The sequence below is a fragment of the Streptomyces sp. BoleA5 genome (genome assembly GCF_000373665.1).
Taxonomy (GTDB): Bacteria; Actinomycetota; Actinomycetes; order Streptomycetales; family Streptomycetaceae; genus Actinacidiphila.
The window spans coordinates 1-14,468 of the sequence record NZ_KB892104.1; the positions used below are offsets into that span (position 1 = coordinate 1).

11 protein-coding genes and 1 pseudogene are annotated in these 14,468 nt (G+C 72.5%); 2 read left to right on the forward strand and 10 right to left on the reverse strand.

Translation table 11 applies throughout. The features are described 5' to 3' along the window. Both B085_RS0119105 and B085_RS0119110 read left to right on the forward strand, forming a co-directional pair. On the forward strand, window positions 1–367 hold a 367-nt coding region (locus tag B085_RS0119105), incomplete at its 5' end, for a DJ-1/PfpI family protein (RefSeq protein WP_018560182.1). Window positions 368–386: 19 nt separating this feature from the next. Further along, window positions 387–1,199, forward strand: coding sequence for an alpha/beta fold hydrolase (locus B085_RS0119110; protein ID WP_018560183.1), 813 nt, complete (start codon window positions 387–389; stop codon window positions 1,197–1,199). Window positions 1,200–1,262: 63 nt separating this feature from the next. Here the strand turns inward: B085_RS0119110 and B085_RS48705 are convergent. The 10 genes and pseudogenes from B085_RS48705 to B085_RS0119160 form a co-directional block, all read right to left on the reverse strand. Further along, a pseudogene (locus B085_RS48705) lies at window positions 1,263–1,373 on the reverse strand (IS5/IS1182 family transposase); the annotation flags it as partial. Window positions 1,374–1,554: 181 nt separating this feature from the next. Next, window positions 1,555–2,400 (reverse strand): ABC transporter permease, encoded by an 846-nt coding sequence (locus B085_RS42930; protein WP_018560184.1) that lies wholly within the window; start codon window positions 2,398–2,400, stop codon window positions 1,555–1,557. After that, window positions 2,397–3,347: an ABC transporter ATP-binding protein gene (locus B085_RS0119125; protein ID WP_018560185.1), complete on the reverse strand. Its 951-nt coding sequence runs from the start codon at window positions 3,345–3,347 to the stop codon at window positions 2,397–2,399. The genes B085_RS42930 and B085_RS0119125 overlap by 4 nt, the downstream gene beginning before the upstream one ends. After that, on the reverse strand, window positions 3,340–4,575 hold the full coding sequence (locus tag B085_RS45710; RefSeq protein ID WP_018560186.1) for a M50 family metallopeptidase: 1,236 nt from the start codon (window positions 4,573–4,575) through the stop codon (window positions 3,340–3,342). The genes B085_RS0119125 and B085_RS45710 overlap by 8 nt, the downstream gene beginning before the upstream one ends. Further along, a complete protein-coding gene (locus tag B085_RS0119135) occupies window positions 4,572–5,636 on the reverse strand; it encodes a thiopeptide-type bacteriocin biosynthesis protein (protein WP_018560187.1) in 1,065 nt (354 codons plus the stop codon). Before B085_RS0119135 ends, B085_RS45710 begins: the two co-directional genes overlap by 4 nt. After that, complete coding sequence (locus tag B085_RS0119140; RefSeq protein ID WP_018560188.1) at window positions 5,636–8,254, reverse strand: lantibiotic dehydratase; 2,619 nt, start codon at window positions 8,252–8,254, stop codon at window positions 5,636–5,638. The genes B085_RS0119135 and B085_RS0119140 overlap by 1 nt, the downstream gene beginning before the upstream one ends. Window positions 8,255–8,371: 117 nt before the next feature. Continuing rightward, the gene (locus B085_RS0119145) at window positions 8,372–9,991 is read right to left on the reverse strand and encodes a SagB family peptide dehydrogenase (protein ID WP_018560189.1); all 1,620 of its coding nucleotides are present in this window, start codon (window positions 9,989–9,991) and stop codon (window positions 8,372–8,374) included. 76 nt (window positions 9,992–10,067) lie between these two features. Then, window positions 10,068–11,999, reverse strand: a complete 1,932-nt coding sequence (locus B085_RS42940) for a TOMM precursor leader peptide-binding protein (RefSeq protein ID WP_018560190.1) — start codon at window positions 11,997–11,999, stop codon at window positions 10,068–10,070. A gap of 176 nt (window positions 12,000–12,175) precedes the next feature. Further along, entirely contained in the window at window positions 12,176–12,349 is a 174-nt protein-coding gene (locus B085_RS42945) for a hypothetical protein (RefSeq protein WP_018560191.1), read from the reverse strand. A gap of 99 nt (window positions 12,350–12,448) precedes the next feature. Further along, window positions 12,449–14,362: a TOMM precursor leader peptide-binding protein gene (locus tag B085_RS0119160; protein WP_018560192.1), complete on the reverse strand. Its 1,914-nt coding sequence runs from the start codon at window positions 14,360–14,362 to the stop codon at window positions 12,449–12,451. Between the last annotated feature and the right edge of the window lie 106 nt (window positions 14,363–14,468).

Consider the following 14,468-nt stretch of genomic DNA (forward strand, 5'->3'; position numbering starts at 1 on the left):
CTGGGCCGAGGTCGACGTCGAGCGCTATGACGCCCTCATCATCCCCGGCGGACGCGCCCCCGAGTGGATCCGGGTCGACGCCGACGTCAGGCGCATCACCGAGCACTTCTTCGCGCGCAACCTCCCGATCGCGCTGGTCTGCCACGGCGCGCAGGTGCCGGCTGTGTACGGACTGCTNAANGGCCGCAAGACGGCGTGCTTCCCCCCCATCACCGGTGACATGGAGAACGCGGGCGCAACGGTCATCGACGCTCCCGACGTCGTGGACGGCAACCTCGTCTCCTGCCGCGGATGGCCCGACATGCCGCAATTCGGCGCGGCGATGATGGAGCTCTTCTCGAAATCCATCAACTCCGCATCGGCATGACCACACCTGACCTGTTCCAGTGACGGCACCTCGGACCATCACAGTCGACGGCTCCCCCGTCCACGTCATGGAGAGCGGCACCGGGCCCGCGGTGCTGATGCTGCACGGCTCCGGACCCGGTACGACCGGCTCCGGCGCCTGGGCCACGACGGCACGGGCGCTGGGCACGTCCTGGCACCTGGTGGCTCCTGACCAGGCGGGGTTCGGCCGTACGCCAATCCCGGCGGGCTCCAGGGGCGGGCTCCGGCTGTGGACGGAGCAGGCCGCGGGCCTGATGGATGCTCTCGGTGTCGAGCACTACACCGTGGTGGGCCACTCCATGGGCGGTGCCGTGGCGCTGGCATTGGCGGCCGCGCGTCCCCAGCAGGTCACCCGTGTCGTGGCGGTCTCGACGATGGGCGCCCCCGGGGCGCCGCTGTCCGCCGAGCTCGACGCGGTCTGGGCCGCCCCCGCCGGCCCGCTCGGGGCACGAGACATGTTGAGTCGCCTCGTCCTCGACCAAGCGCTCGTGACCGAGTCGGCCGTCGCTGCCCGTGCAGCTGCGATGCGAGCGGGGGCGGCCGCATTCGCCTCGTTGTTCCCACCACCTAGGGCACGTTGGGCCGACGAGCTCACCCTCTCGGCGCAAACGCTGGCAGCGGTCCGCGCGCCCGTGCTGCTCGTCCACGGCGCCGAGGACCGAGTCACCCCGCTCGGGACGGCAGCCCTGCCCCTGCTCGAACGCCTGACCGACGTCCGTCTGCACGTGCTCGGCCGATGCGGGCACGTGCCGGCGCTCGAGCACCCGCACGACTTCAGGCGACTGCTGTCGTGCTTCCTGGGCCGGGAATGAGGCCACTGGTCACGCCGGTCCGGTGATGCCGCGTAGCCGCGGCATCGTGCCGCACAAGTGGAGTCAGGCCAGGTGGCTCTCGGGAGACTTGTCGTAGCGGGTGGCGATCCCGCGCCAGTTGCGCAGCCGGTTGATGCACCGCTCGACGGTGTTGCGGTCCTTGTACAGCTCGGCGAGGAGTACGCGTTGTCGCCGGCGACCGCGTCCGGGCGGGTGCGGGGCCGGCCCCTCCCGCAACGGAACCAGACCGTTCCCTGTACCGTCCCCCGCTGCGGGGCACCAGGCCGTGGCGGGCGGGCCGGGGTGCGTGGACGCCCGCCGCCGACGGTGCGCTTCGCCCGTGGCGGGCGGGCCTTCAGGCCACGTCGCGCCGGTTGAGAAGCAGGGCGGACAGGCCGAGGAAGACCGCCATGTACGCCGTCAGAACCAGGCTCGCCGTGACGGGTCCCGACACCGAGACCACCCCGGGAACCGAGGTGCCGGCCGTGCCTGACGGGTCGAGGGCGGCGGCCAACGAGCCCGCGCTCGGCCCGATCAGCAGCCGCTGCAGCCCCTTCAGCACCGGCAGGGTCCCGGCCAGCCCGGAGACCAGGTTCTCCACCGCCAGCAGCCACAGCAGCCCCACCCCGATGGCGGCACCGGTGCCGCGCAGCAGGATCGCCAGGAACATGCCGAGGCTCGCCGCGGCCATGCTGATCAGCCAGGCGGCCGCGACTGCGGCCGCGAGGCTCGACACGTCCGGCCAGTGCGCCGCCCGGCCGGTCAGCACCGCGGCGACGGCGCCGGATGCGGCGCCGAGCGCCACCACCAGTGCCGTGACGCAGAGCACCACCACCGCCGCGGACGCCGCCTTGCCGAGGACCGCGCCCGTGCGGCCGGGCCGCTGGACCAGAAGTGTCCCCCAGGTTCCCCACCGGAACTCGCCTCCGGTGAGCACCGCGCCGAGGATCAGCATCAGTGCACTGCCGAACATCGGGTACAGGGCCACGGTCCCCGACAGGAAGCGGTCCGGAAGCAGGCCGTCGATCAGTTCCTGCGGGTCACCGGCGGTGCCGGGCGGCCGGTTCCGTACGGCCAGGTAGACGACGGCCGGCACCACCGTGCCGAAGACCAGGGCGAGGGCGATCCACGCGCCGCCGACGATCCACACGCCGGGGCGTTTGCGTGCCGCCAGCAGCTCCGCCCGCACCACGGCGTTCACCGGTTGACCACTCCCTGGCGTTCCGTTCCCGTTCCCGATGAAGGCTGGTCCGCGACCAGCTCGAAGAAGGCCTCCTCGAGGGAGACCGTCTGCCGGCGGAGCTCGCTGACGGCCAGTCCGTTCTCCACGAGGTGCCGGTTGACGGCCGCCGCCTGGCCGGGGTCGACGGCCACGCGCACCTTCCCGTCGTCCACGGTCGCCGAGCGGACGGACGGCAGCCGCGCGAGCAGGTCGGCGGCGCGTGCCGGCTCGTCGACGGTGAGCGTCAGGCCTTCGTGTCCGGCGCCCCGGCGCAGCTCCGCGACGGTGCCCTCCGCGACCAGCCGGCCGTGACGCATGACGCCCACCCGGTCGCACACGTGCTCCACCTCGGCCAGCTGGTGGCTCGACAGCAGGACGGTGCGCTGGTGACGGCGCAGCCCCGTGATGAGCTCCCGTATGCCGGCGACGCCCGCCGGGTCCAGACCGTTGGTCGGCTCGTCGAGAATCAGCAGGGCCGGGTCCTTCAGGAGCGCTGCCGCCACCGCGATCCGCTGCCGCATGCCGAGCGAGTACGCGCGGAAGGCGACATCGGCTCGCGCGGCCATGCCCACTTCCTCGAGCACGTCGTCGACGCGGCCGGGGGGAACGGCCGCGTATCGGGCGAGGACGCGCAGGTTGTCGCGCCCGGACAGGTGCGGGTACAGGGCGGGTGACTCGATCAACGCGCCCACGCCCCGCAGGCCCGCGGAGCTGCCGGCGGGGTGGCCGAGCACCGAGGCGGTGCCCGACGTCGGCCGGACGAGTCCCACGAGCATCCGCATGGTGGTGGTCTTCCCGGACCCGTTCGGCCCGAGGAAGCCATAGACCTCTCCGGTGCGCACGACGAGGTCGAGGTCGAACACACCGGCCTGCGGACGGTACCGCTTGGTCAGTCCGCTGGTGCGGACCGCGAGGCCGTCACGCATCGGCGGCCCGCCGTCCGCCGGAACGGGCTCGGGCCGCCGCGAGGACCAGGACCGCCACGACGGCGGTCTCGGCGGCGAGGATCACCACGGCCCACACCGGTCCCGTCCAGCGTTCGAGTGTGGCGAACCACAACCACATCAGGCAGCCGTAGACCGACAGCGCGAACAGCAGCGAGACCAGCCCGTAGGCGGCGTACGCGCGGGCGTCGCGGGCCGGGTAGACGCTGAGTCGTTCGCGCGCGGCGGGGTCGCCCCGGCGCAGCAGCAGCCGCCAGAACCGGTAGCTCTCGCCGCGCAGGTCGGCCAGGTCGAGCGCGTGGGTCAGCATCACGTATCCGTCCGATCGCAGGAACGGCAGCAGGTTCAGCAGCGAGCCCGCGCTGCCGAACAGCAGGACCCCGGCGGCGAGCGAATGGCCCGGACCGCCGTCGCGGGTCAGCCACCACCATCCGGCGACCGGCACCATGGCCAGCAGGCTCACCATGACCCCGGCGAACGCCGTCGCCACTCGGGCTCTGCGGCGGTGGAACAGCACGATGTCGTCGGTCCGGCAGTAGGGGGCCAGCATGGGGAACCGCCAGCTGACCCCGATCTCCGTGACCGTGCCCCCGAAGTGGCGGCAGGTCACGCCGTGCGCGAATTCGTGCAGCGCGGTGATCACCCAGACGAGCAGTACGGAGACCGGTATCGAGATCGCCCATGTGCGCTGGTGGGCCGCCTCGGTGCTGAGGGTGGCCGCGTGGGTCCAGACCAGTACCTGTACGGCGGCGACCAGGATCAGCGCGGGTATCACGAACCCGGCACGGAAGGCGAAGGCCAGGCGCGTCGCCAGGGCGGCGCACAGCCGGTCGGGCCGGAGCAGCACCCAGCGCCGCCGCAGCCACCCTTGCCGCGCGGACTCCTTGTCCTCGCGGGCCTTCCTCAGCTTGTCGAGGACCGCGGTGTCGGCATGCCCGTCGAGCAGCTGGTAGCGGCCGAGGAGGGTGAAGATCTGCCCCCAGTGGTCCGGGCCCAGTCGGCGGTCGTAGGTGTCGCTGTACCGGCGTCCGATGTCCTGGAGGGTGTGGCGGCCGTCCATGAGGCCCATGATGAAGTGCTCGCGGGGGCCGACCCGGTAGTAGCAGCCGGTACGGGCGTCCTTGACGTGGTGCACCGTCTTCGGGCCGGTCCGCAGGGCGGGGCCGAGCACGACCTCCTGGCGGAGCCGGGGCAGTTGCTGTGCGGTCACCGTGGCACCTCCTGCGCGGCCATGTCCGACAGCGCCTTGTCCATGACGTACGACAGGTAGATCTCGTCGAGGATGCTCACGCCGAGCCGGTTGTTGGTCATGTGGACGTAGGAGCTGAGGACGATGGCCAAGGCGGCCTGGGGGTCGGGGGCCGCGCCGTCGCGGAAGGCCAGGACGCCGGCGCCGGACAGCGCGAGTACCTTCTCGCGCAGGTCGGCGCAGTGGCCGAGCCAGGACCGCTCCAGCGGGGTGGGAGCCGCGCCGGGCGTGTCGCGGACGCTGTCCCCCACGTGCCGCAGCCGGGAGACGAGCCGGTCGCGCATCCGGTGATAGCTGCGGTCGAAGCGCTCGTGCTGGCTGTCGCTCGGCTCCTGATAGGAGGTCTCCCACATGGTGCGATAGCGGGTCAGGAAGCGGGCCACCTCGCCGTGGTCCCCCAGGAAGGAGAAGCACAGACCGGCCGTCAGCTGGACGGCCTGGCCCAGCAGCACGGTGCGCACGTGGACGTTGGTGCTCTCCAGCAGGGTGACCACCAGGTCACTGGATTGCTCGAAGTGCCATTCGGCCAGCTCCATGGCGGTGGTGCCGCCGTACCGGTCCAGCTCCCGCTCGTAGGGGATGCGCGCGACGCTGTTGTTGTCCCGGAAGGGCATCGTGCCGTCCGGTCCGTACAACGCGTCCCAGCGTTCCTGGCTGTACTCGGCGAGGAACATGTTCCGGTACAGGTCGCCGCTGGCGTTGCGGTCCTCCTCGTACAGGGCCGGGCGGCGGCGCAGGAAGTCGGCGAGCGCCTCCTCGGCGATCCTTGCCACCTCGCCGGCCGCCGCGGCGTCGGCCGGCAGCAGGCGCAGCCGGATGTGCGGGCCCTCCAGCCAGTAGCGGATGAAGAACCAGGAACGCAGCAGGCGCTGTTCGCGCAGCCGCGCGACGAGCGGCCGCACGCAGTGCACCAGTACCGGGTTGGCGTTCGCCGCGTAGAAGACGTGCAGGCTGATCCAGCCGTTCCCGTCCGTCTCCGTGCCGGGGACGCTGCCTGCGAGGAGGGTGTCTTTGCCGGTCATCAGCGCTCCGTGGGCATGTGGTCGAGCTCCACCGTGAACTCGGTGACGTATCGGTTCCGGTCGTCGCGCAGCCACAGCTCGTCCGGGCCGGGCAGCATCTCGGTGAGGACCACCGGGGAGGCGCTCTTGCGGACGGCCGCGTCGAGCAGGCGCACGCTCGGGTAGGCGTCGAAGTCGACGTACAGGGGCTTGTGCTCGCCGCCCGGGCTCGCGAAGACGCGACGCGGAAGGCCCATGCGCCGCTGCCACTCCCGCCAGGCCAGGAACCACTCGTGGTCCGGCTGCCCGGGCGTCACCGCGGGCAGCCGGTCCGCCGCGCACCGCCAGGTCCTGCGCTGCACCACGACGTTGCCGAGGCGTATCCGGGGCAGCGGGCCGTCCTGTGTCTCCCGCAGGCCGGTGCCCTCCCACAGGTCGAGCTGCACCATGCTCGTGTACGAGAAGTTCAGCAGTACCTGCTGCACTTCCGGCAGTGCCATGGGCAGCAGGAAGCCCAGGTACACGGGGATCACCTCGACGCCCAGGCGACGCGAGCGCAGCAGCAGCCGGTCGGCCGCCGGGTCGTGCTCGACGACCAGGTCCTCCACCGGGATCTGCTCCGCGCCGGGCCGGGAACTGGTCTCGCCCGGGCAGACCACCTCGTAGGGGGTGACGGCCGGGTGCAGGTTGAGGTTGGTCGTGTCGTAGCCGCCTTTGAGCTCGGCGAAGACGGCACCGGGCGGGGCGACGGTCTCCAGGGACTGGCGCAGCGACGCGGTGAGCCCGGGCCCGAAGCAGTGTGCGAACCGGGAGAACAGCAGGGTCAGGCCGGAGTAGACCCGGTTGACGACGACCAGCGGATCCTGCGTGCCCTGCTGAGCGAGCTGGAGGAAGAACGACAGGGGGCGCAGTTCTTCCCGGGGCGAGCGGGGCAGGGTCGCTGTGACGGTCGTGAGGAACTCCTCGTCCAGCTCCAGGTCGGCCCCGGAGGGCAGGTCCCGGTATCGCCGTACGACCTCGTCGGCGACGGCGGCCCGGGCACGGTCGATGCGGGTGATGTCCTCCTGCCGGAACCAGTTGTCGTAGGGGCGGAAGGCGGTGCCGTCGAAGCGCTGGTGACGCAGGAGCCGCTGGTTGTAGTTGTCGTAGAAGTCCTGCCCGAACTCGTGGGCGAAGGACAGGAAGTCCTCGCAGCGCCCCCCGGTGCCGTACCGCGCCTTGAAGAACCCCTTGGTCACCAGGCGGCGCACCAGGTTGCCGTCGAAGGCCGGCAGAATGTCGGCCAACCGTATGAGGTCCGGGGTCAGTTGCTCCTGCCACGCCTGCGCGTCACCGGTCACCGCCAGCCCGGGCAGCGTCGTGTCCTCGTAGACCAGCGTGCGCAGCACCGGGAGATCCGCCCGGCCCAGGAGCCGGTGCGCCGCCGCCGCCGACTCCTTGATCCGGCCCAGCAGCCGGCGTCTGCGTCCGAGGTCGGCCCCGGCGAACCGTCCGACGTCCTCGCCCATGTGCTCCACGAGCCGGGCGACGTCGTCCGCCCAGCCGGTGCGCAGCGCCCGCAGGCCCTTGCCGTAGGTGGCGACCGGGTCCGGGTCGTGGATGTCGATCCGGAGCCCCGGGACGACGAGCAGCCCGAGCCTGAGCAACTGGGCGAGGTAGGCCTCCACATCGGCTTCCGGGCGGTCGGGGCCCATGGCGGACAGCAGGGCCACCGCGTCGCCGAACCGCAGCTCGGCGTCGTCCCGGAGCACGGTGAGCACGTCCTCGAGAACGTCGCCGGTGGGCAGGTAGAACAGGCTCTCGTGCACCGCGTCCAAGGTGACCGCCGCGTCGGCGTCGGCGTCGGCGCCGCGCAGCTTGCGCAGGTAGCGCACCCGGTCGCGGTCGACCCGCAGCCCGCTGGTGGCCCGCACCGGCAGGTCGCGGCGGAGCCGCGGGTCGACGGTGGCCAGGTCCGAGAGCCGGGCGAGCACCGCGATGTTGAGCCTGGAGTGGCTCTCCTTGTGCCAGCCGCTGAGCCGCGCCGCGAGGGAGCTGCCGACGCCTTCGTCGAAGCCGCCGGCGGACACCGCCGTCAGCGTGCTGAAAGGGCTGGTCTTGCACGCCGTGCGGTAGAGGTACTCCAGCAATGACCGTTCGATGCGGCGTTCCCGCTTGCTCAGCGGACCGCCGTCGCGCCGCACGTAGCCGTCCAGGTACTCGTCGAGCGACGGAGAGGACAGCTGGATGCCGTGGCGCAGATCCGTCTCCACCGTGATCCGCCGCAGCTCCCGCCGGCTCGCCGCGACCTCGCGCGCCACGACGTCGGAGCCGCCGCTCAGCAGCGACGCGCAGCGCTCCCGCTCGGCGGCCCATTCCCGCAGTGCCGCGACGTCCTGCGCCGGCAGCAGCGGCTCCGCCGACGCGAGACCACGCGGAATACGGGAGTTGAACACGTCCCGGCGCAGATTGATCAGGGTGCGGCGCGCCGACGGGTCGGCGAGGGAGTCCGCTATCCGCTCCTGCAGGACGTCGGCGAGGCGGGCTCCGCGTTCACGCAGCCGCCGCCGGGCGTCGAGCAGGGCGTCCGCCCACGCGGCGCTCTGCGTGGTGGCCAGGACGTCGGCGGCCTCGAAGGGCAGGCCGCCGACCCGCAGCATGAACCGCGGGACGAGGTGCCACGCCCCTTCGGTGCGTCGGGGACCCGGCGCAGTCGCGGCGGGCTCCGAGGGAGAGGCCGCCGATGGTATCGCGCTGGATATCACGGATCGTCCCTTTCATGCCAGCCGGTAGTCGTAGTCCGCGCGGTCCGTGCGTTCGTGCCCGAGCAGCACGAACAGGAAGGTGCGTTCGTCACCGCCGTCGAGACCGACCGCCTCGTCGATCGCGATGTTGTCGAAGCCGAGCACGACGCCGCAGCCCACGCCGAGCGCCGCCGCGACGGTGTACGCGGTCTGCGACAGCGCTCCCACCTCAGCGTTCAGCACGCGGTAGCCGCGGCTGCCGAAGGCCTCCAGAGTGCTGCGCCATCGGCCCGAGATCGCGAGCACGGCGCCGACCTGTTCCAGGTTGTAGTTGCTCAGGTAGTAGCTGCGCTGCAGCGTCCCGGCGATCGGCTCCTGCCGCACCACCTGCAGACGCCTGCCGCCCGCGTCGTAGCGGTAGCTCCCGGCGGGCAGCCCCGCCACCCGGTTCGCCAGCACGTACAGCCCGGTCAGGCCGGCGTCCTCCGGCACCGCATCGGCGGTGTACCTCTGCGCGGACGCGGTGCCGGCCAGCACGGTCGCCAACTCGTCCAGGCCCAGCGGGCGGGACCCCACGAACGAGCCGAAGCTGGTGCGCCGGCCGCGCAGGACCTCGCCCAGGTCCGTGTCGAGTCGTCCGGCCAGGGGCCGCGGCAGCTCCACCTCGCCGCCGTTCTCCCGTGGCAGCGGCACCAGGCGCCGCGCCACCGCCGGGTCGGGGCGCGGACGGCGGTCGTCCAGGACCGCCCGGTGCACCTGCCGCACCTGCTCGAACGTCCTGGTCCGCGCCGACCGTTCGAAGATCGGGCGGCCGGCCGGACCGCCGCGGCCCGCGGAGCCGGCCGCTGCGGCGCTCGGCTCCGGGTCAGCGCCCGGCGGGCCGAACGGCAGCGGGACGACGGCCAGCACGCTCTCCTCGTCGGTCACGAGCCCCAGGAGCCGGTTGAGCCGCTCGTCGTCGAACCACAGCACGCGCGGCAGCCGTCGCCCCGTCGCCCGGGCGATCAGCTCCCAGCACCCCAGCAGGGCACCGGCGTCCTGGGTCACCACGTGGTAGCAGAAGCTGTTGTACTTGAACGCGTTCTTCCAGAACCGCACCGTCACCAGGAGGAAGCCGTCCGCGCTCCCGGCACCGGCACAGGCGTCCCGGACCTCGGCGGTCAGGTCGCCCGCCACCAGCCGCTCGAACGCGTGGTGCGCCGTCGCATAGTGGTAGACCCCGGGGGTCAGCGGACCGGACGGACCCGCCACCCAGTACACCTCCAGCGGGTACATTCCCCCGCCGGAGGCGCTGCCCCGGCCCCACAGCGCCTCCGGGTAGAGCACCCGCACGTGGCTGTCCTGGTTCCAGTTCACCCGCAGCCTGCGGTCCAGCACTCCGCACGACAGCCGCAGCAGCGATGCCAGGGACCCGGCGGTCCACAGCGGCCCCGGGCCGGGCGGCGGCTCCTTGAGGACGACGTCCGCGGTGGGTGCCAGCGGGCGGCCGACGCCCGGCGGGAGGGGGAAACGCCGCACTCCCAGGTAGGTCTTGTGCCGTGACGGCTGGTCCTCCCAGTCGGGGGTGAAACCGACCGGCTCCATCGGCTCCCGGCCGCGCCGGAACACCGACTCCACATAGTCGCTCACGACCCGCGTTCGGTCCTCGGACACGGACTCTCCTCCTTCGCCGGACGTGTCCGGCCCACGATCGGGGCCCGTCCGCGCATGACGGGTCACAGGGAACGGCTCACGGGAAGGGGTGCGGCCTGGGATTCAGGCCGGTGGGGCCGAAGCCCTTCGCGCGGGAGTGGACCTCGGCCAGGCGGCCGTCGAGGTAGGCCCGCAGCCGCGGATGGCCCAGTACGCGCTGCCGCTCCCAGCCGAAGTCGATCGGCACCAGTCCGGGTGCCAGCACGCACAGGGTGCGGATGCCGGTGCCGTCCTGCTCCGGGCACGTCTGGTCCACGGCGACCACGTCGCTGCCCACGTCCCGGAGCCGCTCCATCACGAACCGGACGTCGTCGGCCAGGTCCAGCGTCGCGGGCCGCCGGGCGAGCCAGGGGCCGTACAGCTCGCCCATCGACCGGGCCGGCGCGGCGTCCAGCAGGAACGAGGCCGCGTGCGCCATCTCCGGCAGGCCGTACAGCAGGGCGTGGTCGGTCAGTTCGTGCACACGGTCGTAGTCGGCCGCCATCTCCCGCAGCGCCGGCAGCTTGGCCGCCACCCGTTCGTCCATGCCGGGGATGTACGAGGCGGTCTCGGAGATCGCGGCACGCACCGCCTCGACGGGATCGAGGCTGGCACCGGCCGCGAAGCACAGGGTGCCCAGCCCCCCGTCCAGCCGCTCGGCGACCGCCATCACCGCGGGTACGGGGACGTCCACCCGCATGTCGAACAGGCGCATCCGGTAGCCCAGCCGCGCCACGCGGTCCAGCACGAACCGGACCTCCTCGTCGGCGATGGTCGCCTGGTCGATCTCGGGCAGCCTCGCCCCGGCGAACCAGCACAGCAGGAAGGCGTCCCGCTCGATGAGTTCGAGCATGCCGTGCAGCAGTGCCTCCTCCGTACTGGTGCCGCTGGCACAGCCGTTGGAGCATTCCTGCACGAACTTCCGGTCCGGACGGCGGTCGAGGTAGAACACCAATTGCTCCGGCACCATCACCGGCCGCCGTCCGCCGAAGGAGTAGCCCCACACCCAGTGGGTCGGGGTGTCCGGGGTGTACGGCTGGTAGTAGTCACGGTGTCCGGCGTAGAACTCCGGCCGGTACGCACCCAGGGCCGCGGGGTCGAGGGCGTCCGGCGCCAGGTCGCGGTAACTCGCGTACACCGTCGGGCGCTTGGCCCGCGGGAACTGGCCCGCGTAGCGCTCCAGCCCCTCCAGCATCCCGTACCGTTCGCTGCTCACCGAGCTCTGCGACTGCCCGCTCCACCACATCTCGTGGAAGTCGTACTTGCTGCGCACCCGGAAGTAGCCGCTGACCGGCAGGGTCGCACTGCACTGGTAGACGCGGCGGGCCGCGCTCGCCAGCGCTCCGCAGACCTCGTTGACGTATCCGCCCACCGGCAGGGGAAGGTCGCCCGCGGCGGCTCCCCGGTAGCTCACCGGGCTCGACTTCGGCCGTGCCCGCAGGGGCAGCACCGCGCCCTCGGCGGTGTCGGGCAGTGGGGTGGCGCACCGCTCGCACTCGGAGTCGGCGATGAGCTCGTGGCGGGTGACGGTCAGGTCGCGGGTCCGCAGCTCGACGATCCGGCCGATCCGCCGGTCACCGGGAGGCAGCTCGGCGCCGGCCGTCTCCGCGGCCACGAGCTGCGCGATGTGGTCCAGCACGAGCGGCACGAGGCCGGGTTCACCGCCGGCGACGAAATCGGCGCCGTCCTCGACGGCCCTGCGTTCCTCGACAGGGCGCAGCGCCAGCCAGCGCCGGTCCAGGCACCGGCCGCACGGCCGGCTCCTCCCGTCCGCCCGGTGGAGGGGTCCGAGCAGCACGGTCCCCGCGTACAGGCGCACCGGGTAGACCAGTCCTTCCGCCGGCGGCGGTCCTTGCCCTCCGGCCGCCTCGGGCAGTCCGAGTACCCGGACGTCGACCTCGACCCCCGCGGGAGCCCGTCCGTTCAGGTGAGCACGCAGGACATCGGCGGCCCGTGCCCATGGCTCATCCGAGACTGCCGTGACCGTCATTGCGTTCGACACCACAAAGTCATCCGTCCACTCAGACGCTCATCGGTACGCGGGTGGGTGAAACAGCTGCTCGCACGGCCGAGGGCGCCGGCCCTGCGAGCAGCTGCACTCGTCACGTCACGCCGGGCGGTCCGTCCGCGGACCCGGGCGACCCGCCCTGATCAGCCGGCCGGCGGTCAGCTGGTGCTGGAGCTGCAGGAGCAGCAGGAGCTGGTGCTGCAGGAGCAGCAGCTGGAGCAGGAGCAGCTGGAGCTGGACCAGGCCAGCTCGACCGACTCGTCGGTCATCTCCTCGATCTCGAACGTCGCGCTCTCCAGAGCGCTCAGCTCGTCCTTGAGCTCAACTGACATGGCGATCCTTCCCATGGGTGTGGTGGGGATGTCACCCCGGAACGGTCGTTCCGGGAACCGTGGCGCGCCCGATGCGGGCGCGGGTCAGTCCGGGGTCACCTACTGCGCGGCGAGCAGGACCGTGCCGGCGACCATTCCTCGGATTGCGTGCAGATCGATCGTGGTGGTCTCGACGAACAGCGCGCGGGTGCCGTCCGCGTCGAGCCGTGCGAGCGCTTGGGGCACCGGCGTCGCGGGCCCGTCGAGGGACCACTGCGCGACGCCTTCGCCTTCCAGGAGCGCCCTGGGGTCGAGATCGGCCATCAGCGGGTCGCCCGGGTCCGCCGGCGTACCCTCGTAGTGCCGGCTGACGGCGAGGCCTACCGCGTCGCGCACCGCGTCGCGCAGGGCATCCCGTGCCGACAGAGCCGAGCCGACGGCCCAGTCGGCCGCCCCCTCCTGGCCGCCCTCGACGACGGCGAGCACCGTGAAGGCGGGCGCCGCGCCGGGCAGCGCGTACACCCGGGCCTCGCGGCCGATGTGACGCAGGCTGCCCAGGGCGAACGCCACTTCGTCGTCGCCTGCGAGCAGGGAGTCGCCCAGGCGGGTGGCGGGGGCCTCACGGGTCAGGGCGCGGACCAGGCCGCGGTAGGCCAGCGCCGAACACAGTCCTTGCTCCCGCACGGCCTCGAGCGTCCAGTCCGCCGCCGCGCCCGCCGAGGTGGGCTCGAAGCGCAACCGGGCGTTGGCCGGGGAGAGCGGATAGGCGGCCGCGGCGGGCACGAGCCACGTGCTGCCGTCGTGCAGCGACACCGCGGGTGTCGTGGCGCCCCCGGACCACTCCCGCTCCCCCGTCAGGCCGCCGAACACCTCCAGCCGCCCGGCGGGCAGCAAGGCCGTCGCTTCGTCGGCGCTCGTGCCCGCCGCCCCGACGGGCCCCAGCCGGCCCACGTAGCAGCTCACCGCCGCCCGCACCGCGCGGGTCCGTGCGACCAGGATCGTGTCGGTGTCGAACGCGGCGATCTCGCGGTGCCCGTCGGTCAGCGACCCGGCGGGGCCCAGCCGCACCCGGCCCATCTTGAGCGGTATCTGCTTGAACGATTCGTCAGCCCATCCGGACATCACGCCGACGTCCGGGGAGACCAGGACGGCCGCCCGGCCGTAGGCCTCGCTGTCATCCGCCGGCCGGGTGGGAGCGTCCCCGTCCGGCTCAACCCGTGTGTGTCCCAGCGGGCATCCCGGATGCGGCAGCACCCGCTCACGCCGGGACTCCAGCGTGGTCAGGTCCTGGATCACCGCGTGCCGCTGGTCGTCGGGCTGCAACTGTCCGCTGCCCAGCCGGAAGATCTCGAACGCCACCGCGTTGCCCACCATGCTCCGGGCGACCGCGCTGCCGTGCTCGGGCTCGCCCGCGGCCGGACCGACCGCCATGGCGCGCCAGTAGTCCGCCGCGAGCCGGGGGTCGCAGTTGGCGGAGAGCCGCAACTGCGCGCACATCCAGCACGGTTGATCCGCCGGCCCGCTGATGGGACCCAGCACCACCCGGGTCCGGTCCGACACGACGGGAAGCAGCCGCGGTCCTGCCTCGGCACCGTGGACGCGCCTGGTCAGATCGAGCAGGCCGCGGCTGTGTGCGCCGTCGACGGCGCACACGACCACGTCGAACGCGGCCAGGTCCGCGGGTGGCCGGGGCAGGACGACGATCTTGGCCGGGGTGCCGGCATCGGCGAGACGGGTGATCTCCTCGTCGAACGCGCGCCCCCAGGAGGCGTCGTCCACGAAGACCTCGGCCAGGCCGTTGCGCAGCAGGCCGCGGACGGCCGCCGCAAGGACGTCCCCGGGCGGGCCGCTGACCAGGACGCGTGAGGAGCGGAACCGGGCGAACAGCTCCTGCGGTGTCCGCTGGTCCGCGTGCATGAAGTGCTCGATGAAATTGACCTGCGGCGCGAACAATTCCGCTGCCGCGGAATCCAGGACCTTGTCGTCGGGTTGCGGGACGTCGCGGGCGAATCCCTTGTCGAGAAGGGCCTTCATCAATGCGACAGCGGTTCTGCGCCGGCTTTCGTCCAGGCCCTCACATAACTCGGCGACACTGGAGACGCCGTTCATCCGGGGGCCGAGGGCCGACATCCATTCATAT

Bases quoted from the DNA above. Each gene is read 5' to 3' on its own strand.
- B085_RS0119125 (WP_018560185.1), bottom strand. From the start codon at position 3,347: ATGCGTGACGGCCTCGCGGTCCGCACCAGCGGACTGACCAAGCGGTAC.
- B085_RS42945 (WP_018560191.1), bottom strand. From the start codon at position 12,349: ATGTCAGTTGAGCTCAAGGACGAGCTGAGCGCTCTGGAGAGCGCGACG.
- B085_RS0119160 (WP_018560192.1), bottom strand. From the start codon at position 14,362: ATGAAGGCCCTTCTCGACAAGGGATTCGCCCGCGACGTCCCGCAACCC.
- B085_RS0119140 (WP_018560188.1), bottom strand. From the start codon at position 8,254: ATGCTGCGGGTCGGCGGCCTGCCCTTCGAGGCCGCCGACGTCCTGGCC.
- B085_RS42940 (WP_018560190.1), bottom strand. From the start codon at position 11,999: ATGACGGTCACGGCAGTCTCGGATGAGCCATGGGCACGGGCCGCCGAT.
- B085_RS0119135 (WP_018560187.1), bottom strand. From the start codon at position 5,636: ATGACCGGCAAAGACACCCTCCTCGCAGGCAGCGTCCCCGGCACGGAG.